At 44.9% G+C, this 24,312-nt stretch carries 16 protein-coding genes; 12 read left to right on the plus strand and 4 right to left on the minus strand.

Going from position 1 to position 24,312, the window contains the following annotated elements:
• The first annotated feature begins 30 nt into the window (after nucleotides 1-30).
• Nucleotides 31-1,059 (plus strand): agmatine deiminase family protein, encoded by a 1,029-nt coding sequence (locus Q1A18_RS07580; RefSeq protein WP_299578337.1) that lies wholly within the window; start codon nucleotides 31-33, stop codon nucleotides 1,057-1,059.
• Between the two features lie 19 nt (nucleotides 1,060-1,078).
• On the plus strand, nucleotides 1,079-1,972 hold the full coding sequence (locus Q1A18_RS07585) for a carbon-nitrogen hydrolase (protein WP_299578338.1): 894 nt from the start codon (nucleotides 1,079-1,081) through the stop codon (nucleotides 1,970-1,972).
• A gap of 135 nt (nucleotides 1,973-2,107) precedes the next feature.
• Here the strand turns inward: Q1A18_RS07585 and Q1A18_RS07590 are convergent, their stop codons facing one another.
• Nucleotides 2,108-4,450, minus strand: a complete 2,343-nt coding sequence (locus Q1A18_RS07590; protein ID WP_299578339.1) for a transglycosylase domain-containing protein — start codon at nucleotides 4,448-4,450, stop codon at nucleotides 2,108-2,110.
• Between the two features lie 301 nt (nucleotides 4,451-4,751).
• On the opposite strand from Q1A18_RS07590, the gene topA reads away from it, so the two are divergent.
• From topA to Q1A18_RS07630, 8 genes are all read left to right on the plus strand, one after another.
• Nucleotides 4,752-7,076, plus strand: a complete 2,325-nt coding sequence (gene topA / locus Q1A18_RS07595; protein ID WP_299578340.1) for a type I DNA topoisomerase — start codon at nucleotides 4,752-4,754, stop codon at nucleotides 7,074-7,076.
• A gap of 164 nt (nucleotides 7,077-7,240) precedes the next feature.
• Nucleotides 7,241-8,407 (plus strand): formimidoylglutamase, encoded by a 1,167-nt coding sequence (locus tag Q1A18_RS07600; protein ID WP_299578341.1) that lies wholly within the window; start codon nucleotides 7,241-7,243, stop codon nucleotides 8,405-8,407.
• Nucleotides 8,408-8,513: 106 nt separating this feature from the next.
• On the plus strand, nucleotides 8,514-9,458 hold the full coding sequence (locus tag Q1A18_RS07605) for a type IX secretion system membrane protein PorP/SprF (RefSeq protein WP_299578342.1): 945 nt from the start codon (nucleotides 8,514-8,516) through the stop codon (nucleotides 9,456-9,458).
• Between the two features lie 30 nt (nucleotides 9,459-9,488).
• The gene (locus tag Q1A18_RS07610) at nucleotides 9,489-10,826 is read left to right on the plus strand and encodes an SUMF1/EgtB/PvdO family nonheme iron enzyme (RefSeq protein WP_299578343.1); all 1,338 of its coding nucleotides are present in this window, start codon (nucleotides 9,489-9,491) and stop codon (nucleotides 10,824-10,826) included.
• A gap of 23 nt (nucleotides 10,827-10,849) precedes the next feature.
• On the plus strand, nucleotides 10,850-11,821 hold the full coding sequence (gene gldL / locus Q1A18_RS07615) for a gliding motility protein GldL (RefSeq protein WP_299578344.1): 972 nt from the start codon (nucleotides 10,850-10,852) through the stop codon (nucleotides 11,819-11,821).
• 22 nt (nucleotides 11,822-11,843) lie between these two features.
• Nucleotides 11,844-13,448 (plus strand): gliding motility protein GldM, encoded by a 1,605-nt coding sequence (gene gldM, locus Q1A18_RS07620; RefSeq protein WP_299578345.1) that lies wholly within the window; start codon nucleotides 11,844-11,846, stop codon nucleotides 13,446-13,448.
• Between the two features lie 2 nt (nucleotides 13,449-13,450).
• Nucleotides 13,451-14,305, plus strand: coding sequence for a gliding motility protein GldN (gene gldN, locus Q1A18_RS07625; protein WP_299578346.1), 855 nt, complete (start codon nucleotides 13,451-13,453; stop codon nucleotides 14,303-14,305).
• A 125-nt stretch (nucleotides 14,306-14,430) separates the two neighbouring features.
• Nucleotides 14,431-15,777 carry an SUMF1/EgtB/PvdO family nonheme iron enzyme gene (locus Q1A18_RS07630; protein ID WP_299578347.1) on the plus strand — a complete coding sequence of 449 codons (1,347 nt, stop codon included), beginning with the start codon at nucleotides 14,431-14,433 and terminating at the stop codon, nucleotides 15,775-15,777.
• A 116-nt stretch (nucleotides 15,778-15,893) separates the two neighbouring features.
• On the opposite strand, the gene Q1A18_RS07635 is transcribed toward Q1A18_RS07630, so the two are convergent.
• Nucleotides 15,894-16,982: a mannose-1-phosphate guanylyltransferase gene (locus Q1A18_RS07635; protein ID WP_299578348.1), complete on the minus strand. Its 1,089-nt coding sequence runs from the start codon at nucleotides 16,980-16,982 to the stop codon at nucleotides 15,894-15,896.
• Between the two features lie 301 nt (nucleotides 16,983-17,283).
• Between Q1A18_RS07635 and Q1A18_RS07640 the strand changes: the two genes are divergently transcribed.
• Together Q1A18_RS07640 and Q1A18_RS07645 are read left to right on the plus strand one after the other, a co-directional pair.
• Nucleotides 17,284-18,021, plus strand: coding sequence for an ABC transporter permease (locus Q1A18_RS07640; protein ID WP_299578349.1), 738 nt, complete (start codon nucleotides 17,284-17,286; stop codon nucleotides 18,019-18,021).
• Complete coding sequence (locus tag Q1A18_RS07645) at nucleotides 18,021-18,788, plus strand: ATP-binding cassette domain-containing protein (protein WP_299578350.1); 768 nt, start codon at nucleotides 18,021-18,023, stop codon at nucleotides 18,786-18,788. Before Q1A18_RS07640 ends, Q1A18_RS07645 begins: the two co-directional genes overlap by 1 nt.
• Here Q1A18_RS07645 and Q1A18_RS07650 read toward each other — a convergent pair.
• A complete protein-coding gene (locus tag Q1A18_RS07650) occupies nucleotides 18,785-20,341 on the minus strand; it encodes a bifunctional response regulator/alkaline phosphatase family protein (protein ID WP_299578351.1) in 1,557 nt (518 codons plus the stop codon). The genes Q1A18_RS07645 and Q1A18_RS07650 overlap by 4 nt on opposite strands.
• A gap of 85 nt (nucleotides 20,342-20,426) precedes the next feature.
• Nucleotides 20,427-24,113, minus strand: a complete 3,687-nt coding sequence (locus Q1A18_RS07655; protein WP_299578352.1) for a tetratricopeptide repeat protein — start codon at nucleotides 24,111-24,113, stop codon at nucleotides 20,427-20,429.
• Nucleotides 24,114-24,312 lie beyond the last annotated feature (199 nt).

Genomic DNA, 24,312 nt, shown 5'->3' on the forward strand with positions numbered 1-24,312 from the left:
AGAATCGCCGCAAGCAGCCAAATATATCAGATGAAACAACAAACGTCCTTTTTCCCTGCCGAGTGGCACCAACAAAGTGGTGTTCAACTCACCTGGCCAGACGAACACACCGACTGGGCTTATATGTTGGATGAGGTCATTCCGGTGTACGAGCGAATTGCCAAAGAGATATTAGCTCGCGAAAAGCTGCTGGTTGTCTGCCGAGTCAAAAGCAAACTGCCGTCCTTTCTGCAAGAAGAGAATGACCGGCTTATCATTCGCGAAATGCCTGTGAATGACACTTGGGCCCGCGACCATGCTGCCATTACAATCTTCGATGAGGGGAAACCCACCTTGCTAAACTTTCGGTTTAATGGCTGGGGAATGAAGTTTGCCGCAAATTACGACAATCAGATCACTCCCAAGCTCATTCGCCAACAAAGTTTCTCAAAAGAGGTATTGATGCAAGATCTGTCCTACTTTACTCTGGAAGGCGGAGCCATTGAAAGCAACGGCGAAGGCTGTATTTTAACGACCAGCGAATGCCTGCTTTCGAAAAACCGAAACGAGCATCTGAGTCAAACAGCCATTGAGTTTTTCCTCAAAAAAACCTTGCATGCTGAAAAAATTCTGTGGCTAAATCATGGCTTTCTGAAAGGCGATGACACCGACAGCCACATTGATACGCTGGCCCGCTTCTGCAGTGCTGACACCATTGCCTACGTACAACCCCCAGCAGCAGATGACCCGCATTTTGATGCCTTACAGAAAATGGAAGCAGAATTAAAGGAGCTAACCGACTTGAACGGCAACCCGTTTAATCTGGTTGCGCTGCCTTTCCCTGATGCTGTTTTTGATGAGGACGGTGAACGTTTGCCTGCCACCTATGCCAATTTCCTGATTTTGAACAAGGCTGTTCTACTTCCTGTTTATGACGTAAAACAAGATGCAGAAGCACTGGAAGTGATGAAACAACTCTTTCCAAACCTGGAAATTATTCCCATCAACAGCCGTCCGCTAATCAAGCAGCATGGCTCTATTCATTGCATCAGCATGCAATTTCCTGAAGGTGTTTTGTAAATTACATAAATGAACAAGCATGACAACAAATAAATTAACCGTTGGCCTGATCCAACAAAGCAATACCGAAAACACAGAGCAGAACATGCAAAAGCTGGCCGCCAACATTGCTCAATGTGCCGAGCAAGGCGCCAAACTGGTGGTTCTGCAGGAACTACATAACAGTCTCTATTTTTGCCAAACCGAAGATGTTGATGTGTTTGACCTGGCTGAGCCCATTCCCGGACCATCGACAACATTTTATGGCGAATTGGCCAAAAAACACAACCTGGTACTGGTAACTTCGCTGTTTGAAAAACGGGCCAGTGGCCTTTACCACAACACCGCTGTGGTGTTTGAAACCGATGGCAGCATGGCCGGAAGATACCGCAAGATGCATATTCCGGATGATCCGGGTTTCTACGAAAAATTTTACTTTACACCCGGCGACCTTGGTTTTCAACCCATTCAAACATCGGTGGGCAAACTCGGTGTATTGGTTTGCTGGGATCAGTGGTATCCCGAAGCAGCGCGCCTGATGGCCATGGCCGGAGCTGAACTTCTGATTTACCCCACAGCCATTGGCTGGGATCCGCGTGATGACCAAGCAGAACAAGAACGTCAGCGCCATGCCTGGATCACCATCCAGCGCTCGCATGCTGTAGCCAACGGTGTGCCTGTTATCAGCGTCAACCGGGTGGGACATGAAGCTGATCCGTCAGCGCTTTCCGAAGGGATTCAGTTTTGGGGAAACAGTTTTGTATGTGGTCCTCAAGGGGAATTTCTGGAGCAGGCATCCACCGACCAGGAACAAAACCTGCTGGTGGAGGTTGACTTAACCCGTTCAGAAGATGTACGCCGGATTTGGCCCTTCTTCCGCGACCGACGGATTGGAAGCTACAGCGACATTACCAAACGCTTTTTAAACGACTAAAAACCATAAAAAAAAAAAAAAAACCTGCGCTCATGGCTGACCATAGGCGCAGGTTTTTACTATTTCAGGCTATCTTTTTCAACTTCATGGGCGAGCCACCGCCGCTCAACTGGCATCCCCATCTCTTTCAAAAGTTTAAAAGAAATCTTCGAACTCAGCCGGTTTCTGCTGAACATCATTTTCCTCGTCACAGTCCAGATTCATAATAAAGTTCATGGGCTTTTCAAACTCATGATCCGGCGTATATTCCAGGGTCTTATCGGCATACACCTTACGCATAAACCGTCCCCAAATCGGCAAAGCCATATTCGCGCCCTGTCCTGTGCGAATGTCATCAAAGTGAATACTCCGAAGGTCAGCGCCGGTCCACACACCGCCCACCAACTGGGGAGTTATTCCCATAAACCACCCATCGGAATGGTTTTGCGTCGTTCCGGTTTTTCCGGCAACCGGTCCTTTAATCTGACCATAAACCGGATGCCAACGCACCCTTCCTCCGGACCCTCTGTCAACTACACCGCGCAGCAAATTGATCATCAGGTAGGCCGTTTGCTCATCAATGGCATCATGACGTTCGGGTCGGAAACGGGCAATCACATTACCATGCTTATCTTCAATATGCGTAACAAAAATAGGCTGCGTAAATACGCCCTTATTGGCAAAGGTTCCATAGGCACCCACCATTTCATACAAGGTGATATCTGAAGTCCCGAGGAACATGGATGGAACCGGATCAACGTAACTGTAAATGCCCATTTTATGCATGACGTCCACCACCGACTGTGGATTAAACTGTTTCATCACCCAGGCAGAAATCTGGTTCACGGAGTTGGCCAATCCCCATTTCAGAGTAACCATCTCCCCTTCGCGGGCACGTCCCGAGTTTTTTGCTTCCCAAATGGTTCCATCAGGCATCACAAACTGCTGCCGCACATTGGGCACCTTGGTGCAAGGCGATAAACCATTCTGCATAGCCAAAGTATAGAGGAAGGGTTTCACGGTAGAACCCACTTGGCGCTTACCCCCTTTAACCATATCATACATGAAGTGCTTATAGTTAGGACCTCCGACATAAGCCCGTACCTGCCCCGTTGCCAGGTCCATGCTCATAAACGAAGAGCGGATGTACCCCAGGTAATGCCTGATTGAATCCAAAGGAGTCATAATAGTATCCCGGTCGCCCGCCCAGGTAAAGACCTCCATTTCTGTTGGCTCCTCAAAAATTTTCCGAATTTGCTTGAAGTTTTTTCCCTGAAGACGCAACACCCGGTAGCGCTCACTCTGACGGATGGCCCGGTTCAGCAAACCGTCTACATCTTCATCACTCATATCGCCCGAAAAAGGTGGATTTTCTAGCCGCTTTAAGTGCCTGTTAAAATCAGGCTGCAAGTCCAGTTTTAAGTGATCCTCAACTGCCTCTTCGGCATATTTCTGCATGCGCGAGTCAATGGTAGTGTATATTTTTAAGCCATCTTCATAGAGATCATAGTTGGTGCCATCAGGTTTAAAATTCTTTTTACACCAGCCAAACAAAGGGTTTGTAGCCCACTCCACCGAGTCTTCTTCAAATTTAACCTGCTGCCACGAAGCGTACTTACTCCGCTCAGGCTTGGAAGCCCCCATGGTAATCCTCAGGTACTCCCGAAAGTAAGGAGCCAGGCCACGCTTAAAATCTTCTTTTTGAAAATCCAGTCCAAGGGGCATCACTCGCACCGAATCATACGTGTGCTGGTTGATATAGCCATATTTCTTCATCTGCTCCAGTACCACGTTGCGGCGCTGTTTGGTCAACTCCGGACGACGAACCGGGTTGTACAGTGATGAGTTCTTTGCCATGCCGACAAACATAGCCGCCTGATGCAACTGCAAGGAATCAGGCTCTATATTAAAATAAATACGCGAAGCTGATTTAACCCCCACGGCCAAATTCAGGAAATCGTACTTATTTAAATACATGGTAATAATTTCCTCTTTGGTATAGCTTCGCTCCAGTTTAACGGCAATTACCCACTCTTTAAACTTGCGAAAGACCAACTGCAAATTATTCTCAAACTCCTGTCGCGGGAATAACATTTTAGCCAATTGCTGAGTGATCGTACTTCCACCACCTGAGCTTTTATCGCCCATCACCACTCCTTTTACCACACGCAGCAAGCCACGCAGATCAATTCCGGAGTGACTGTAAAACCGGACATCTTCGGTTGCAATCAAGGCATCGATGAGCTCCTGGGGCAATTTTTCGTAAGCCACATAGCTCCGGTTTTCCCGAAAGTAACGGCCCATAACCACATGGTCGCGCGATATAACATCGGAAGCCAATAGGCTTTGCGGGTTTTCCAGTTCACTGAAGGTTGGCATTTCGCCCAGTTTACCTTTAGCGATAAAAAAGAAAAACGCAACTACCGCCAGTACACCAGTAAAATAAAGGGACCAAAACAGGTAAGAATATTTCTTGAAATTATTTTTTTTCTTTTCCATGCGATGCAATAAAAAGTTTGCGGCAAATATAACGAAAGGAATAAGAATATTATTTTTTGCAGCAGAAAACAGGCTGCGCTTAAAAGTTCGCCTTCACAACATTAAACAAAAAAAGCAGGCCCGAAATGATTCCCCACTTTCCCCTGTCCGATTTCGACTCAGCAAGCTATCAATGAGCACAAAGACACAATAAAATAATCATTATCAAACAAATATGAAACCAAAAATATTGGAGTAAAATTTGAAGATGGTCAAGCATTTTCTTTTATTTGCAGAAATTTTTAGAAAACAGGAGGTTTTTATGCACGAGAATCTGGTTATCGTCGAGTCCCCGGCAAAAGCCAAAACAATCGAACGATTTTTAGGGAAAGATTATTTTGTAACATCAAGCATGGGGCATATCAGAGACCTCGAGAAAAAAGACTTTGGGATTGATATGGAGAACAATTATCAACCCAAATACATTGTTTCGCCTGATAAGAAGAAAATCGTTACGGAGCTTAAGAAATTAGCCAAGGAAGCCAAGATGGTTTGGATCGCATCCGATGAGGACCGCGAGGGGGAAGCCATTGCCTGGCACTTGAAAGAAGTGCTGAAGCTAAAACCTGAAAAAACGCGGCGGATTGTTTTTCATGAGATTACCAAAGAAGCAATACTGAAAGCAATTGCGAATCCACGCCCAATTGACGAAAACCTGGTGAATGCCCAGCAGGCACGTCGGGTTCTTGATCGCATTGTAGGATTTGAAGTATCTCCCGTGCTCTGGAAAAAGGTTAAACCCTCACTTTCAGCCGGAAGAGTACAATCTGTAGCCGTTCGATTAATTGTCGAGCGCGAACGTGAAATCATCAATTTCGAAAGTAATTCCAACTTTCGAATCACAGCCGTTTTCCTCGTCCCCGACAAAAACGGCAATGTCGTTGAATTAAAGGCCGACCTGAAAAAGCGCTTCGAAACAAAAGAAGAAGCCCATGCTTTTCTGGAAAAATGCAAAACAGCCGAATTCAACATTGCTGATATCGTAACCAAACCGGCGAAACGTACCCCGGCGGCCCCGTTTACCACATCAACCTTGCAACAGGAAGCCAGCCGCAAGCTTGGTTTCTCCGTGTCGCAAACCATGTCGGTTGCCCAAAAGCTTTACGAAGCAGGTAAGATTACCTACATGCGTACCGATTCGGTAAACCTTTCATCGCTGGCCGTAAACACAGCCAAAGAAAAAATCATCCAAACGCTGGGTGAGAAATACCATAAAGTACGTCAGTACAAAACCAAGTCGAAAGGAGCACAAGAAGCTCACGAAGCTATCCGTCCAACCTATATTGATCAGGAAGAAGTAAGTGGTTCAAACCAGGAAAAACGACTTTACGAACTGATTTGGAAACGTACCATCGCCTCGCAAATGGCTGATGCCGAATTAGAGCGTACAACCATTAACATTGCGGTTTCAAACAGTCCCGAGCTGTTTCAGGCTACCGGAGAAGTGATCAAATTTGATGGTTTTCTGCGCGTTTACCTCGAATCGACCGATAACGAAGACGAGGGAGACGAAGCTGCCAGCTTGCTTCCTCCGGTAAAAGAAAAGCAGGTTTTACGTGCTGAAACAATTGAAGCCACTCAACGATTCACTCAAAAGCCACCGCGCTACACCGAGGCCAGTCTGGTGAAAAAACTGGAAGAACAAGGCATCGGTCGTCCGTCAACTTATGCCCCAACCATTACAACCGTACAAAACCGGGGCTATGTGGTCAAGGAAGATCGGCCGGGCGTGGAACGCCAGTTCATTCATATGAGCCTGGTGAATAACGAATTGAAAGAAACCGTTAAAACTGAGATTACCGGCGCCGAGCGGTCCAAACTGTTCCCAACAGACATTGGCATGGTGGTGAATGATTTCTTAATCAAATACTTTACTCAAATCATGGATCTGCGCTTTACCGCCAACGTAGAGGTTGAATTTGATGAAGTTGCTGATGGAAAACGCATTTGGAATGAAGTGATTGACCAGTTTTACCAGCCTTTCCATAAAAGTGTGGAGAATGCTCTGGAAGTTTCCGAACGCACCAATGGTGAGCGCATTTTAGGAGATGACCCCAAAACCGGCAAGCCGGTGTCGGTAAAAATTGGACGCTACGGTCCTTTGGCCCAGTTGGGCGAAACCACCGAAGAAGGTGAAAAACCACAGTTTGCGTCTCTAAGAACAGGCCAGCATCTGGAAACCATCACTTTGGAAGAAGCCTTAGACCTGTTTAAACTTCCTCGTGATTTGGGTGAATACGAAGAGAAAAAAGTGTCCGTAGCCATTGGCCGCTTTGGCCCTTATGTGCGCCACGACAACAAATTTGTTTCGCTTGAGAAGAATGTGGATGATCCATATACCATTGAACTTGACCGGGCCATTGAGCTGATTGAGGCCAAGCGCGAAAAGGATCGGAAAGCACTGATCAAAGTCTTTGATGAGGAGCCCGAGTTGCGCATTCTGAATGGCCGGTGGGGACCTTACATTTCATTCAAGAAGAAAAACTACAAGATCCCGAAGGATACGGAGGCCGAAAAGCTAAGCCTTGAAGACTGTATGAAAATTATAGAAGAAGGCCCCAAGCCCAAGCGAAAAAAGAAAAAATAATATCAACTTAAGGCAAACGTGAAAATGTTTGCCTTTTTTATTTATTTTCATTGTCTGAAAAAGAATGATTGTATGAGTCGGCCTAGTTTACAGCTCCAGACGGCAAATAGCAATCAGACCAGAGCACATAGAGTACACGGGCGCAAAAAATTACAGTAGAAAATATGAGTGAGACCAATATCAAGCTTTATCTGAAACCAGTTGATTTTTCAAAATGGAAGCCGGCATCATGGGTGCAATCCAAGTTCAGCCTGGGGAAACTTCTTGAAAAAAATCAAACGAAGCTCCCATTGGAGAAAGCCGATATTGTTTTGCTTGGCATGGAAGAAGACCGAAATGCCGTGGTAAAAGGAAGTGCAAAAGCGCCCAATAAAATTCGCCAACACCTCTACAACTTGAACCGTATATCGCCCCGGTTTAAAATTCTGGATCTGGGGAACATCCGGATCGGCAAAACTGTCAACGACAGCTACTATGCTCTTCGCGACGTTTGTAGCAACCTGGTCGAGCAAGGCAAAACAGTTGTTTTGCTTGGAGGCAGCCAGGATCTGACATTTGGGATTACCAAAGCCTTTGAAGCCAATCCATTTAACCTGGTCAACATCGACCCCAAGTTTGACTTCAAAAAAGGAATTAAATCCATCAATTCGGAGACCTACCTGAACTTCATTATTGAAAGACAGCCCAACCTGTATGCGCAAACTATTTTAGGCTACCAAAATTATTTTGTTGATAGCTTGGAGTTGGATTACAGCCACGAGTTAGGCTCTGAACTAAAACGACTCGGAGAAATTCGATACGACATGTCCAACATCGAACCCTATATGCGCGATGCGGATGTTTTAAGTTTTGACATTAGCGCCATTCGTTTGCTGGAAGCACCCGCTCAATATTTTGGTTCGCCCAATGGTCTGTATGCAGAAGAAGCCTGCCAGATTGGCCATTATGCCGGCATGGCCGACCAACTCAAAGTTGCCGGATTTTTCAACCTTGTTCCTCGCCTGGATCACGATGATCTGAGCAGCAAGCTTTTTGCCCAGGTTGTTTGGCATTTTCTGGAAGGGGCTTATTACCGAAAAGTAGAAACACCCAGCAAGAAAACCGATGAATTTAACGAGTTCTTGCTCGAGATTGATGATATTGACTTACCACTAACATTTTATCAAAGTCAAAAAACAGGCCGCTGGTGGATGAAAATCTCGGACGAAGAAGACACCCGGGAACATATCATTGCCTGCACAGAAGATGATTATCGCCTGGCTGCACAAAACGAAATACCAGATCGTTGGTGGAAAAATATTCGTAAATTAAACCGAATGCAAAATAAATAATCTCTTATTTCGTTGAAAAATTTGGTAGCGCGTCGAATAGAAACATCTGAAAGAATTATTATTTTCACTTACTTTGGCTCAGAATAACGGCAGTAACAGCCAGTTTATGAAAAAAATATTTTACTTTTTATTTTTATCAATATTCGTTAACTTAGCCGCATACGGACAGCAGGATCCCCAATTTAGTTTCAATCGGGAAACTCAATTAGCAGTAAACCCGGGATTCGCTGGAAGTAATGAAGCAATAACTGGACTAATATTGAACAGATACCAATGGAGCGGGTTTGATGGCGCTCCAAAAACACTGTTATTCAGCGTGGAAACTACTGCTAACATATTTGGCGGAACAAGTGGGGTAGGACTAAATATCATCAGTGATGAACTGGGATATGAAAAAAACGTTTTCGTAAACTTGAACTATGCTTACCATACAACAACCAGTATCGGCGATCTCGGTATTGGTACTTCCTTTGGTATATTTAACAAAGCCATCAATGGCGATTGGACAATACCAGAAACCGGGTACACCACGGCTCCCGGATCTGACGACTTCATCCCCAAGGGAGAATCCAGCCAATTGGCCCTTGATCTTGGCTTTGGTGTATTTTTAAAATCAAATGATTATTTTGCGGGCATTTCGGTAACCCATTTAAACGAAGCAAAAATCAATTTTGCAGATCGGGCTTACACTTTTTTCACCCGACACTACTATTTATCAGGGGGATACAATATAAGCCTGTCGAATCCGTTATTTGAGTTGCGACCAGCCGTATTTGCTAAATCAGACCTCCGGAGTACGCAGGTTGATTTCACGCTTGGCTTGGTTTACAACGAACGGGTTTCAGGCGGATTAAGTTATCGTATAGATGATGCTGTCGCCATTTTACTTGGCATTGAAATGCTCAATGGTTTAAACATTGGCTTGGCCTATGATATCACAACCTCTGCTCTGGGGAGATATGGATACGGATCGCAGGAAATTTACCTGCGTTATGCTGTTGATTTTGGGAAGGGCAGATTAAAAAAATATAAAAGTATCCGATTTTTGTAAGCTAATCTTATGAAAGCAATACGCGTAGTTATGAAAGACATATTTTCGAAAGGTTTAATCATCGCAACTGTTTTACTTATGTCCAGTTGCGGCAAATCCGGCAATGGCGAGCTAACCGGTGTTCAAGGAAGGGGTAAGTGGTTTGAGCCAGCGCCATACGGAATGACCTTTATAAACCGTGGAAGCGTCAATATTGGACCTAACGATCAGGATCCAACCTGGTCTTCGACTCCCACTAAAACGGTTTCTGTCGACGCTTTTTGGATGGACGACACCGAAATTACCAACAATGAGTATCGCCAGTTTGTCAACTGGGTTCGTGATTCCATTGCCCGCACACTGGTAGGTGAACAGTATCCGGAATTTATGGTTAGTGAAGACCGGGATGGCAATATCATCGATCCGCCGCGCATCAATTGGGATGAGCGTCTGGAATGGGATAATCCGGACTTCATGGATGCCCTTGAACCAATGTACATTCCAAGCAATGAGCGTTTCTTCGGGAAAAAAGAAATTGATTCCAGAAAGCTTTTCTATACTTACTATTGGATTGACTATAAACAGGCTGCCAAAGGAACCAACCGGTACAACTATGAAACCCAAAGCTACGAAGGTACTGTAATTGACGCCAACGGAGAAGAACGCCCCATTGAAAACCGCTCCTCGTTTATTTTCAGCGAAACAGCAAATGTTTATCCCGACACCTTGGTCTGGATCAGAGATTATACCTATGCCTATAACGAACCCTGGACGACCAAATACTTTTGGCATCCCGGATTTGATGACTACCCGGTTGTTGGGGTAACCTGGCAACAAGCCAAAGCATTTTGCCACTGGAGAACCAAGCTGCACAATGATTACCTGACCAGCCACGGAGAGCCTGAGATTCAGGATTACCGCTTGCCTACAGAGGTGGAATGGGAATATGCGGCCCGCGGAGATAAAGAAATTTCCATGTACCCATGGGGTGGCTATTATACCCGCAACGAGAAAGGAAAATTCCTGGCCAACTTTAAGCCACTGCGGGGAAATTATGTTGAAGATGATGGTTTGGCTACTTTACGAGTAGGCCACTATGAGCCGAACCATTTCGGCCTTTACGACATGGCTGGTAACGTGGCCGAATGGACCATTACAGCTTTCGATGAGTCAGCTTACATGTACGTCAATGACTTCAATCCGAACTTTGAGTACAATGCGCGCCCAAATGATGCACCAGTTATGAAACGCAAAGTTATCCGCGGAGGTTCCTGGAAAGACATTTCGGCATTTCTACAAGTTTCAACGCGGAGTTTTGAATACCAAGATACTGCTAAATCATATATAGGATTTCGTTGTGTAAGATCCTCTTTTGGGAATGAATTTTAGTCAAACCTTAATTCTGAAAAAAAATGAACATTGGAGAAATAATACAAAGTAAACGTTGGAAGATATTTTCGGGCTATGTTTATAACTTGGGTGCCTCAATCGTATTATTAGGTGCATTGTTTAAACTACAACACTGGCCCTACTCCGGCTTGCTACTGATCGTTGGTCTTTGTACTGAAGCCTTTATTTTTGTCATCTCGGCATTCGAGCCTCCTATGGAAATGCCGGAATGGTCAAAAGTTTATCCACAGCTGAAAGAAGACTTTGTGCTGGATGACGATCAATATCCGGAAGAATCGAAAAACGGTTTTGGCGACCTGTTCCAAAAAGCCGACATTTCTCCGGAAATACTGGATAAAGTAACCAAAGGGCTGACGGACCTGAGCAACACAGCATCAAGCATCAGCGACATCAGTACGGCAACACTGGCCACCGACATGTATGTTAAAAACTTAACATCTGCTTCGGAATCGATGAACAGCCTTTCGGAAATCAACACCCAGGCGAATCATCAGATTAATGAATCAGTAACTCAATTGGTTAATTCTTATTCTTCAACGGCCCGTAACCTTACTGAAAACGGAGACCAATTGCTGAACAAGTTGGCCACTTCAGGAGAAGAATTTACCAACCAGCTCAGCCAGGCCAGCAGCAAACTGGCCAGTTCATACCAAAAAGTGGCAGGTTCATTTGACTCAGGCATCGAAGAACTCAGTAAAAGTTCGGCCAATTACAGCGATAACCTGAACAAGTTGAACAAGAACCTGGAGTCTCTGAATTCCTCCTACGAAAGTCAACTAAAAGAAACGAACGAGCAGCTCCAATCTTCTCAAAATTTCTTCAAGGAAATGGCGCAAATGAATCAAATGATTGCCCAGTCCACCGAAGAAATCAAGAAGTATAAAACGAACGCTGAAGAACTGAATAAACACCTGGAAGCCTTAAATTCAATTTATGGCAATATGCTGGGAGCCATGAATTATAAGAATAAGTAAAAACCGATAAGCTCACTAGCATATGGGAACTAAGAATTGTCCGGAAACTCCACGGCAGAAGATGATCAACATGATGTACTTAGTGCTGCTCGCAATGATGGCACTAAACGTTGCATCAGAGGTTTTGGATGCCTTTCGCGTGGTTGATTCGAGTTTAATGCAAACACTCAAAAGTGTCGACTCGAAAAACAACCAGCTTTATGCATCTTTTGACCTGGCCTATCAAGAAAACCCCGCAAAAGTACAAGAGTGGAAAGATAAAGCAGACCGGGTTAAATCACTCACGAACGCTTTAACGACCAAAATTACTGACTTAAAAGAAGAGATGATCCTCAAGGCTGGTGGCTCGGCAAAAGAGCCGGATGAAAGCCTGAGCCGGAAGTCATGGATGATCAACTCCAAAGGCGACACCATTGTTATCAAAAAAGATGATGAGCTCAATGTCCCTTCTGAGGTGATGCTTACCATGAAAAGAGGTGTAGACCTGAAAAGCGATATTGTTGAATTGAAAGAAGCCTTTCTTTCATTTCTGGATGAAGATTCACCAATCCGGGCAACGATTGAGCAGGAGCTGGATACCTCAGACCCTAAGATCAGACTTAAGGATGGAGGTGAAAGGAAAACATGGGAAGTTGAACTTTTTGACAGTAAACCAATCATCGCGGTCATAGCCTTACTATCGAAAATTCAGATTGACATTCAGAATGCAGAATCAAACATCCTGACCTATTTGTACAGCCAGATTGACGCCAGTTCGTTTAAATTCAACAAACTGGGGGCACGTGTTTTTGCCAAGTCATCTTATGTGCTTGAAGGCGATGTTTATAAAGCAGAAGTATTCTTAGCCGCTGAGGATACCACTCAACAACCCATTATTCTGATTAACGATGAACCGCTGGAAGTGGTGGATGGCAAAGGAATTTACGAAGTTCCTGCAACAGCTCCAGGCACCTATAAATGGGGAGGGATCATAAAATACCGGACACCTGAAGGTGGGTATAACTCCTACCCTTTTGAAGAAGAATACATCGTTAGCAAACCTTCTGTGACGATTTCACCCACCAAAATGAATGTCTTCTACATGGGCGTTCCTAACCCGGTGAGTATTTCAGTACCTGGAGTTCCTTCCGAAGATTTGCTGGTTTCGGTTACCAATGGCCGGATTGCAAAAGACGGAAACAACTACCTGGTATATCCAACGGCAGAAGACATCAATGGCCGAAAAACAAAAGTATCGGTCAATGCCGACTTTGATGGCATGCAGCGCTTTATGGGTTCGATGGATTTCCGCGTAAAAAAAGTTCCGGATCCGGTTGCCACCATTGCCGGACAAACCAGCGGTGTGCTTCGAAAAGAAGACTTGTTGGCTGAAGATGGTATTTTTGCAGCCCTCATTGACTTTGACTTTGACTTAAAATTCACCATCACCCAGTTTGATATTACCTTCACAGGAGCTGGTGGCTACAGCAACACTTGGTCATCCAAATCAAATCGGTTTACCAACGATCAACGAACTCAGTTTAATGCCCTGGCACCAGGAAGCATTATATACATTGATAACATTTTGGCGCACGGAGACGATGGTAGCGACAGACAGTTATCGCCAATTAGTTTTAAAATAAGATAGACATGAAAAAGTTTTTCATAGCCATAGGAATTGCTTGTTGTGCGGTCGGCTTCTCAACGCAGGACACCCAAGCGCAGATTATAGATGGTGCTTTCAAACGCACCAACATTGAGAACCGGAAACCCATGGCTCTGGCTCCTATTCGGGAAGCCGATGTGATGTGGTCAAAGAAGATATGGCGCATTATCGACCTGAGAGAAAAAATGAATCAGGTACTTTACTTTCCAACCATCAACATGGATGGTCGGACTAACCTGATCAACCTGCTGCTACAAGGCATCGAGAATGCTCAACTTACAGCCTATGATGCCCGAACAGATGACGAATTCAAAGTTCCGATGACCTTCCCTCAAGTGAAGGAAGCATTTGGGGCAACAACACGGACCCGCCAAGTGCGCAACCTGGAAACCGGGGAAATGGAAGAGCGTATTATTGTTGGTGAAATTCGTCCGGAAGAAGTGAAGCAATTCATGGTGAAGGAAGAATGGTTTTTTGACAAACAGACCTCAACCATGAATGTCCGGATCATTGGCATTTGCCCGATTCAGGAATACTACCGTGATGAAGACATCAATCAGGAGAATGTTCAACGACGCCAGGTATTCTGGATTTATTATCCCGAAGCCCGCGACTTACTGGCTACTCATGCGGTCATTAATCCCAACAACACCGCGGTGGGCATGTCTTTTGATGACCTGCTGATCAAGCGTAAATTCAACAGCTATATTGTCAAAGAGTCCAACGTTTATAACAACCGGGCCATCAGCCAATACCTCAGTGGACGCGACGCCATGTTAGAGTCACGGAAAATTGAAGCTGAAATTTTTGATTACGAACAGGACCTATGGGAATATTAGAAAACTAAGAATATGCGAACAAATGCCTTATGAGCCATTCTCATAAGGCTTTTTTCGATTTCTACAACACAATATTAATTTTTAAAGCAGCGTTTGTTCTAGGCATATCATCGGAGTAACAACGAATGAACAAAACTTCCTTCATATACGGATCGCTCGCCTTGTTGCTTTTCGCTTCATGCAAAAAGGACCAGACCCTCAATTACCTTTATCCGGAAGACTCCAAACCCTTTTTTGAGCCAGCACCTTTCGGAATGACTTACATTGAGCGCGGAAGTTATGTGATGGGAGCTGAAGATGACGAACTTCAGAACTTCAACTCAACCACCAAACGGGTCTCTGTTGAAGCCTTTTGGATGGACAATACGGAGATCACGAACAATGAATACCGACAATTCGTCTATTGGGTACGTGACTCGCTGGCCCGGACCCTGCTGGCCGAAACCTTTCCCGAATACATGATGACAGAAGATAATCGGGGCAACCTATACGAAAATCCCTACCTGAATTGGCACATCCCTATTGAATGGAGAAACCCGGATTTTCAAATTGCCCTGGAAGAGCTATACATTCCGGAAGAAGAACGCACCTACTTCAGAAAATCCATCGATACCCGAAAGTTCATCTACAGCTACGAGTGGATCGATTTTAAGCAAGCTGCAAAGCGAAAAAACCGGTACAATTTCGATTCTCAAAGCTATGAGGGAACCGTAATCAATGCCGACGGCCAGGAAGTGCCCATTGAAAACAGGTCGTCATTCATCTTTAAAGAAAGTGTTCCGGTATACCCCGACACCCTTTGCTGGATTCGGGATTACACCTACTCGTACAATGAACCGTTGACCAAAAAATACTTTTCCCATGTTGGGTTTGACGACTACCCGGTTATTGGTGTTAATTGGCATCAAGCCAAAGCTTTTTGCCATTGGCGAACCGAACTGATGAACAAGTACCAGACCCAGATGTCGGCGCCAGAAGTTCATGCCTACCGTTTGCCTACTGAGGCCGAGTGGGAATACGCTTCGCGCGGCGGTCATGAACGAACGCTCTACAGCTGGGGAAGCTACTATACCCGTAACCTTCCCGGCTGCTTTAAAGCTAATTTTAAACCACGCAGGGGGAACTATGTGGCCGATAGCGAATCGAGCACAACAACAATGAAGGTGGGCAGCTTTGATCCCAATGATTATGGCCTTTACGACATGGGCGGTAATGTGGCGGAATGGACCAGTTCGGCCTTTAACGAGGCAGCATACGAAAACCTCAATGATTTCAACCCGACTTATGAGTATAACTCAGCCCCCGATGATGCACCAGCAATGAAGCGTAAAGTTATTCGCGGTGGTTCCTGGAAAGATGTAGCTTACTACATGCGTAACTCCACCCGAAGCTTCGAATACGAAGATACTACCAAATCATACATCGGATTCCGTTGTGTTCGTACCTCTTTCAAAGATGAGTTCAGGCAATAAAAAAAGCTTCTTCACCTGGTGAAAAAGCTTTTCGCTATTTAGCTCCAATACTTTACGTCATTTCCCCTGACCTGAATCTTCTACACACATTAAGTTAGGAAACTGCCGAAGATCATTTAGACGAATTCAGGTCCTTTAACCATCTGTACATCACTTACAAAGTGTCGTATCTGCTGTTCATCTTCCTTTTTGCAGATCAGCAAAGTATTGTCGGACTCAACAACAATATAGCCTTCCAGCCCTTGTAGCACAACCACTTTATCCTTGGGAACATTCACAATGCAGTTTTTGGTTTGGTAGGTAAACACCTGCCCTCCCTTGATGGAATTATTGGAGTCGTCCTTAGAACTGTTCTCGTACAAGGAGCCCCAGGTTCCCAAATCGCTCCAGCCAAAGTCGGCACAAAGCACATAAACATTCTCCGCTTTTTCCATGATTCCATAGTCCAAGGAAATATTCTGGCATTCGGAATAGGTCTTGGCAATAAAATGGACCTCATCCTCTGTTCCATAAAGTTTTTCGCCTTTTTTAAACAAACTTGACACATCATCCAGATGTTGATCGAAAGCCGCCAAAATGCTCTTTAAAGACCAAATAAAGATGCCCGAGTTCCAGAAGAATTCACCACTGGACACAAATATTTTAGCCATTTCCAGGTTGGGCTTCTCGGTAAATGTTTTCACCTGAAATAAATTGCCAAAGTTTTTATATTCCGACTTAGCGTCAACCTGAATATAGCCATAGCCTGTTTCGGGACGACTGGGAGTAATTCCTAAAGTCACCAACACATCGTTGTTTTGCGCAAAATCAATTCCTTTTTCGATTTCGGCAATAAATTGTTCTTCTTTCATGATTAGGTGATCAGAAGGAGCAACGATAATATTGGCCTCAGGATTAATGCTTTTGATTTTGTAGCTGGCATAAGCCACGCACGGTGCCGTATTTCGACGCAAAGGTTCAAGTAAAACCTGATCATCGCTCAACTCCGGGAGCTGTTGCAACACCAAATCTTTATAATCGACACTGGTTACCACGAAAATATTTTCAGGGGGACATACTTTGGTGAAACGATCGTATGTCATTTGGATAAACGTGCGTCCGGTTCCTAAAATATCCAGAAATTGTTTAGGCATTGAGCTTTTACTCATCGGCCAGAAGCGGCTTCCAATTCCGCCAGCCATTATAATACAAAAATTGTTGTTCATCAATCTAGTTTTTGAAGTCCAATATCAAATATACCTATTTTAGCCCTAAAGTAACGAGTAATTTCCGGCATTCCTCCTTCAAAGGGCTTATTGCATATATATGTCAACGGACAAAAAGCAGTTTTCATATGTTGAACGCAAACATCAGAAATAATTAACGCCAGACAAGCTTATTCACTACCACCCTCTTAACCTGGACCCTGTTTTAGTAAGCATCACTATTTCTCCATCATCAGCAGAAACTTTTTCACACAACTCGTTTGGTTGACTATTATTTGTAACTTTATGCTAAAGTATTGTTATGAATTTTTTTTACCATATAGGACGCTATTTTTCCTTGCTTGCCCGTGCTTTTTCACGCCCAGAGAAACACCGCATTTACCTGCGGAAACTCTTGGTTGAAATTGAGCAACTGGGCTTAAACTCCGTTGGCATTGTGGTTATTATCTCCCTCTTTATGGGCGGTATTATTACGCTGCAGGTTGCCTACAACATGTCCAACCCACTGTTTCCCAAATACCTCATTGGCTTGGGAAACCGGGATACCTTGATTTTAGAATTTTCATCCACGATTATGGGGTTGATCATGGCCGGTAAAATTGGCTCCAATATCACCTCGGAGATTGGCAGCATGCGGGTAACCGAACAAATCGATTCCCTGGAAATTATGGGGATCAACTCGGCCAGTTACCTGATTATGCCCAAAACGCTGGCCGTTGTCTTCATTTTCCCTTTTCTCTTTGTGCTGAGCGTGTTTTTTGGCTTGATTGGAGGATTAATTGTTGGGCCTTCTGTTGGTGCCGTCACAGCTCCCGATTACATCAATGGGATACAATATTTATTCACGCCTTACTATGTCACCTTCTCCATGATTAAATCGCTCTTTTTTGGGTTTCTGGTAGCCACTGTTCCGGCCTATTTTGGTTACTTTGTTGAAGGAGGAGCATTTGAAGTAGGAGCAGCCAGTACGCGTGCGGTGGTTAACACTAACATCCTGATCCTCGTGTTTGATTTGATTTTAACGCAACTCTTATTCTAATGATTACAATCCAGAACATCAGCAAATCATTCGAGAACAAACAGGTGCTGAACGAGGTATCCACGGTGTTTGAACCCGGAAAAACCAACTTGATTATTGGCCGCAGTGGTAGTGGAAAAACCGTTCTGCTAAAGTCGATTGTTGGCCTACATGAAGTTGATTCAGGTGAAATTTATTACGACGACCGCAACTTCACCAAGATGAACCACAAATTGCGCAAACAGCTGCGCCAGGAAATGGGCATGGTGTTTCAGGGAGGTGCATTGTTCGATTCGTTTTCAGTAGAAGAAAATGTTCGTTTCCCCTTAGACATGTTTACCAACCAGTCGCTCAAGGAGAAACAAAAGCGGGTGGATTTTTGCCTGGATCGGGTGAACATCGAAAAAGCCCATAAGCTATTCCCCGCTGAGATATCCGGAGGGATGCAAAAACGGGTGGCTATTGCCCGGGCCATCGCGATGAACCCCAAATACCTGTTTTGTGATGAACCCAACTCAGGCTTGGACCCGGAAACCTCGCTGGTTATTGATGAATTGGTGCATGAACTGACCCTTGATTTTAACATGACCACCGTAATCAACACCCACGATATGAATTCGGTGATGGAAATTGGCGACAAAATCCTGTTCATCAGTGAAGGGGTAAAAACCTGGGAAGGAACCAAAGAAGAAATCCTTCAGGCCGAAAACCAAAAGCTGCAGGAATTTGTATTCGCCAATAAAACTTACCGCCAGATTCGCGATGTAAAAATCGAAAAAAACAGCTAAGACCTAGGGGTCAGCGTAATCACCGGAATAACCATTTCTTCCAGCGAAATACCGCCATGCTGATAGGTATCGCGGTAATACTGAACGTAATGGTTGTAATTATTCGGGTAGGCAAAAAAGTCATCATTCATCGCAAAGATAAAGCTTGAACTCACATTCCGACCAGGCAGGAAAGCCTTCTCTGGATTCGTAATTTCAAACACCTGCTTGGGATTGTAATTGAGATTGCGTCCCAGCTTGTAGCGTAAATTCGTGTTGGTTTCCCGGTCTCCAATAACTTTGAGCGGATTATCCACCCGGATGGTTCCATGGTCCGTGGTCAGAATCACCTTCACCTTATTTTCAGCCAATGATTTCAGCAATTCGAAAAGGGTGGAATGATTAAACCAGCTGAGGGTCAACGACCGATAGGCCTTTTCATCACTGGCCAGTTCCTTCATCATGTCCATCTCGGTCCGGGCGTGCGACATGACATCGACAAAATTAAACACCATCACCGACAGGTCATTCTGCATAATATTGCCCAGGCTGTCACTCAGTTTCTTCCCCGACCGCCAATTGGTAATCTTTTCAAAATTGAGTTTTTCGTTTCGCCCATAGCGCTTCAACTGGGTTTGCATCAGCTCATGCTCATGGATATTCTTATTGCCCTCGTTGTCATCCTCCTCCCAGTAGTTGGGATATAAGCGGGCAATTTCAGAAGGCATCAAGCCAGCAAAAATAGCGTTTCGGGCATACATGGTGGCTGTTGGCAAAATGCTGTAGTAAAGGTCTTCTTCTTCCGTCAGAAAGTAAGGATTAATGGCTGAGTTCAATACCCGAAACTGATCGTAACGCAAATTGTCAATCACCAAAACAAGAACTTTGTGTCCCTTATCCAGCTGGGGGAAAACCTTGCGCTTAAACACATCGGGCGAAAGCAAGGGCCGTTCATCAGTACCTTTATCAAACCAAGTCAGATAGTTGCTTTTAATGTAACGGCTAAAGGCCTTATTAGCTTCCGACTTTTGCATTTTCAGCACTTCATCCATCGTGCTGTCCTGGGAAGCGCTAAGCTCCAATTCCCAAAAAACCAGCTTACGGTATACCTCACTCCAGTCTTTCCAATCCAGCCGCTCATTAAGCCGCATGCCAATTTTTGCAAATTCACTCTGGTAGGCTGAAGTAGTTTTTCGGGTCACCAGCTCTTCCTGTCCCACATTCTTTTTGATGGAAAGCAGGATTTGCTTGGGATTAACCGGTTTGATCAGATAATCGGCCATTTTCGATCCAATCGCCTGATCCATGATATCCTCTTCTTCACTTTTGGTAATCATTACCACCGGAACGTTCGGATTAATTTCCTTGATTTTATCCAGTGTTTCAAGGCCGGTAAGGCCGGGCATATTCTCATCCAGAAAGATGATATCGAAATGATTTTCACTTACCAATTCAATGGCATCTGCCCCATTGTTAGCAGTTGTTACCGCATAACCTTTCTCTTCCAGAAAAATAATGTGGGCTCGCAGCAAATCTATCTCATCATCGGTCCAAAGTATACGTATGGTTTTCATGTTTTCTGTTTTTATTTTTCAAAGCTACAGCTATACAAACAAAAAAAGCCGCGAAGTAGTATGCCCTTAACAAAGTTTAACGCCACTAGCGACCCAAATAAAAGACTTTGTAAAAATCAAGATAAGCTTCCAGGTTCTTTTGGTTCATCAACCTATCGTAGTTGTTGGGTGTAATTACAAAGTTGCGGTAGCTCAAGGTACTCAAGGGTTCATAGATCTGCTGGTTTCGCACCAAACTGCGAAGGTAATTCATCCCCGAATCCTGGTCATTTATGCCCGAAACTTTCAACAGCCGGGTATCCGAATCAAAATCCGCCACCTCAAGCTGCAGGTTCATGGTCGGGAAATTCTGTTGATTATGATTGGCAATGGCTGTTTCAATTTGCGCTTGCTCCACCCCTGCCTTCGGAATCAGCAAAATGAAAAACTGTTTCCCTTCCACCAGAGGATTGAATGGCCCCTCATAGGCCGGTTTTTGGGTCTGGGCAGGCGTTGGCTCCACCACCGGGGTCTCCGGCTGGCTGACGGCTGCTTGCCCGCTTCCTTGCGCCGATCCGGGTTTAAATGCCCCACTGATATAATAGTCGCGGAAAAACTCAATGTAGTCGGCAATGGTGCTTTCCTTTTTCAGTTTCTCCAGGTTCGAATCCGAAATGATAAAATTACGATAGCCCCGTGTTTCCAGACTCTCATACAGCGTTCGGTTAGCCACCACTTTACTGAAATAATTCATGGCTTCCTGGGCATCTTGCAGAGATTGAACAACCATCAACTGATAATCGCCAAACTTCTGCTGCTCAATGGTCAGTTTCAGATCGGCAAATTGCGACTGGTTATACCGGTTAAACCCAGGTTCCAATGCCCGCAAATCAAAGGTCGGATCGTTCACGGCAATCACAAAATTTTGCGGTGCATCATACTGCCGGTCAAAAAGCCCTTGCGTTTCGTCGGCTTTCACCACCACAAAAGAACCTTTCTCTTCCAGACGCTCTTCATCGGCCTGCAAGCGGGCCATCAATTCCTCCGGATCTTCAAGCGAGTCGGCCGGAAAGTCGTTGCTCACAAAACGGCTGTAGTTTTTCACAAAAAACTTCAAATACTCCAGGTAGCTCCTGTCCGATTTGATTTCGCGGTAGTTGTAGGACGAAGCCACAAAATTCACATACTGAATATCGCCTAAGGCCTGGAATACAGCACGCTCACGAATAATCGACCGGAAGTAAATCAGACTTTGCTCCTTATCCGGCAAAGCGCGGACAACCACCAAGACGATCTCACTATTCAGGTTTTCTGTTTCCAGGTCAAAGTCCATACGGGTATAATGATCAATGTTGTAGTTGGCAATGTCAAATTTCAACCGGTTCAAATCGACCTCAGCCGAACGCGGGAAAGCAATCACAAAGTAGTGGAGCAAATCCTCATCGTATGAAAACTTACCCCCAAATTCATCCTGATCCGCTTGATTTTCCGGCAACAGCTCTTCGTTTTCAATCTGGTCGTTCAAATAGCCAATGGCCACCAGCTTCTGATAATCAGCCAGCGTACTGTCTTCAATCAGTTTTAGCACCTGCTGTGCCAAGGCAACCGTTCCGCTGGACGGATAAGTTTGAATGTGTTGATTGAGCAATTTTCCAAACTGAGTCCAATCGGTTTGAACGCCTTCGGCAATGGTTTCAATAAATGAAATCTTGGGTAGCAGCAAGGTATCCGGATCCAGTCGTTTGACTTGCTGAACGTAGTCCTCGGCAACACTATAGTTTCCTTGCTTATAGTTATAAAAAGCCTGTTGGTAAAGATTATTCACACTGTCCTGGCGGGCTTCCAACTCAATAAAGAAGTTCGGATTCACCAGGTATTTGGCATATTTGCTATCCGGGTAGTTGGCCACAATCCGATTCTTGTAGTAGTCCGAGCGTTCCTGATTTCCAGCGATCCGGTAAAGATCCCATAATTCGAAATAACTGGACAATTGGTATGAACTTGAAGGATACCTGCGCAACAGTTCTTCAAACTCCTGAATAGCCCGGTCATAGTTGTCAAAATCCTGTTTAAAAATTCGCCCGGCATTGAACAGGGCATCCCGAATTTGCTGATGCGAACGGGCTAGTTCTTCTTCAGTCTGCGGCACATCCTGCAAGTAGTAAGCCCGCTCCATCGGATCTTCCACCCTTAAATTACTGCTGTCAACCGCAGCCTGAGCATCCAGCTGTTCCATTTCAAATTCTGACGCCGAGTTTTTATTGCTCCGCCGCCAGTCATCTTCCAGTTTGCGTTCGCCCCAAATCTGCTGGAATTCTACTTTTCCGTAAGCCACCGTTGTTGGGTTGTAGAAGTACCAGCCGCTCCCCTGCTGCTGCCGGTTCAGCCCCATTCGTGTTTGGTTCATCCGGAAAAAGTTACGTTCAGCCATTTCCTCATTGGCCAGCTGCCGCTGACGTTGCTCTTCCTCGCGCGCCGTGTTGATCCACTGCGTCACCAAGGCATTCCGCTCCGATTCGCTCATGGCAGCAATGCGTTGCAAGCTGTCTTCGCGCACAACGGTGTACAGATTATCGGTCAGCCGGGTTAAGCTGTTGTAGCGTTCAACAATATCGTCGTATTTCGGATAGGTGTTGTCGATCACCACCATGGCACTATCGTAATAGCTTTGTGCATCCTCATAATTCTTTTCTTCGAAGTAAATATCAGCCAGGGTCAGACAAGACAAAGCACGTTGAAATACATTGACACTGCTGGCAGCGGCCGAACGAATGTAGTTATCAACGGCAACCGTCTGATTTCCTTCGGTCATAAAAATGGACCCCAAGGCAAAGTAAATCTGGTCCCGGAATTCGTAGTTCTTCGAGTCACGCAACATTTTTCGCAATTCCTTTTTCAGTCGATCCACATCGCCCTCTCCGGTAAACGATCCTGCAGCATTGATACGCGCATTGAAAGCCATTTCATAGGGCGGGTTCATCTTCGCCACTTCCCGAAAGGTTTTTGTTGCCAGCTCATGCTGACCAGACTCTTGGTAAAGCTGCGCCAAAATGTAGGTTAAACGCACCTTATTTTTACGTCTGGACGTTTCATCAATAGCATGTTTCAAATGAGGAATCGCCTCTCGGAAAGCATTCTGCCGAATGTGAAAATCAGCAACAGCCAAAGCAAATTCTTCATCGTATTTCTTCGGAAAATCAACGCTGGCATCCACATTCTGAATCAACTCCAGTGCCTCGTTGTAGCGCTCCAGCTCGGTATAGGAGCGTATCAGCCAGATGTAGGCTTCGAACTTGGTGTCTTCCTCACTAAACTTCCGCACAACATAAGACAGGTTTTCAATGGCAGCCATGTAATTCTTCATGTAGAAATGGGCTTTCCCCATCAGAATATAGCTGTCATCCACCCAGTTGTTGTATTCCTCCTTGCTGGCCAGCCGCAGGTAAGCTCTGCTCCTGATTTTACGACGTTTCGGCTTTTTGGTAATCGAATGCACCTTAATCAGTTTCGAAGCTTTCATTATGGCATATTCCATATCCGACTGGGCAATTCGACCTGTCCCTGGATCACTCGATTTGAAAACAGGCAGCATACGTGTAAAATCGTCCTCAACAGATTGGTTGATGCGTTCAACCCCCGCATTCAGGCTCTCTCTTCCATTGAAATAGACATTGTAATGCGCAGTAACATTGTGGTAAGCCCTAGACAGGCGGGTATTCTTTTCGGTAGAACACCCACCGATAATCACAAGCGCGAAGGCAACAACCAGGCTATGTAGAAGAAATCTGCTCAAACGAGTATATTTTAGCACTGTAGGATAAACTTATTTATTCGAATAATATTGCAATTCTCACGCTGAAAAAGAGTTCGAAAAAAGTCCGATGGGATTCGTCACCTGCTCCTCATTCCCCGGTCGTACAATCCGCGCTTTATTTTCATGCCTGAAAGTCTACAATATTACAAAAAACAAGCTAATTTATTGGGACTTGAAC

It is taken from the genome of uncultured Sunxiuqinia sp. (assembly GCF_947495665.1).
GTDB classification, from domain to species: Bacteria; Bacteroidota; Bacteroidia; order Bacteroidales; family Prolixibacteraceae; genus Sunxiuqinia; species Sunxiuqinia rutila.

Bases quoted from the DNA above. Each gene is read 5' to 3' on its own strand.
- Q1A18_RS07580 (WP_299578337.1), top strand. From the start codon at position 31: ATGAAACAACAAACGTCCTTTTTCCCTGCCGAGTGGCACCAACAAAGT.
- Q1A18_RS07585 (WP_299578338.1), top strand. From the start codon at position 1,079: ATGACAACAAATAAATTAACCGTTGGCCTGATCCAACAAAGCAATACC.
- Q1A18_RS07590 (WP_299578339.1), bottom strand. From the start codon at position 4,450: ATGGAAAAGAAAAAAAATAATTTCAAGAAATATTCTTACCTGTTTTGG.
- topA (WP_299578340.1), top strand. From the start codon at position 4,752: ATGCACGAGAATCTGGTTATCGTCGAGTCCCCGGCAAAAGCCAAAACA.
- Q1A18_RS07600 (WP_299578341.1), top strand. From the start codon at position 7,241: ATGAGTGAGACCAATATCAAGCTTTATCTGAAACCAGTTGATTTTTCA.
- Q1A18_RS07605 (WP_299578342.1), top strand. From the start codon at position 8,514: ATGAAAAAAATATTTTACTTTTTATTTTTATCAATATTCGTTAACTTA.
- Q1A18_RS07610 (WP_299578343.1), top strand. From the start codon at position 9,489: ATGAAAGACATATTTTCGAAAGGTTTAATCATCGCAACTGTTTTACTT.
- gldL (WP_299578344.1), top strand. From the start codon at position 10,850: ATGAACATTGGAGAAATAATACAAAGTAAACGTTGGAAGATATTTTCG.
- gldM (WP_299578345.1), top strand. From the start codon at position 11,844: ATGGGAACTAAGAATTGTCCGGAAACTCCACGGCAGAAGATGATCAAC.
- gldN (WP_299578346.1), top strand. From the start codon at position 13,451: ATGAAAAAGTTTTTCATAGCCATAGGAATTGCTTGTTGTGCGGTCGGC.
- Q1A18_RS07630 (WP_299578347.1), top strand. From the start codon at position 14,431: ATGAACAAAACTTCCTTCATATACGGATCGCTCGCCTTGTTGCTTTTC.
- Q1A18_RS07635 (WP_299578348.1), bottom strand. From the start codon at position 16,982: ATGAACAACAATTTTTGTATTATAATGGCTGGCGGAATTGGAAGCCGC.
- Q1A18_RS07640 (WP_299578349.1), top strand. From the start codon at position 17,284: ATGAATTTTTTTTACCATATAGGACGCTATTTTTCCTTGCTTGCCCGT.
- Q1A18_RS07645 (WP_299578350.1), top strand. From the start codon at position 18,021: ATGATTACAATCCAGAACATCAGCAAATCATTCGAGAACAAACAGGTG.
- Q1A18_RS07650 (WP_299578351.1), bottom strand. From the start codon at position 20,341: ATGAAAACCATACGTATACTTTGGACCGATGATGAGATAGATTTGCTG.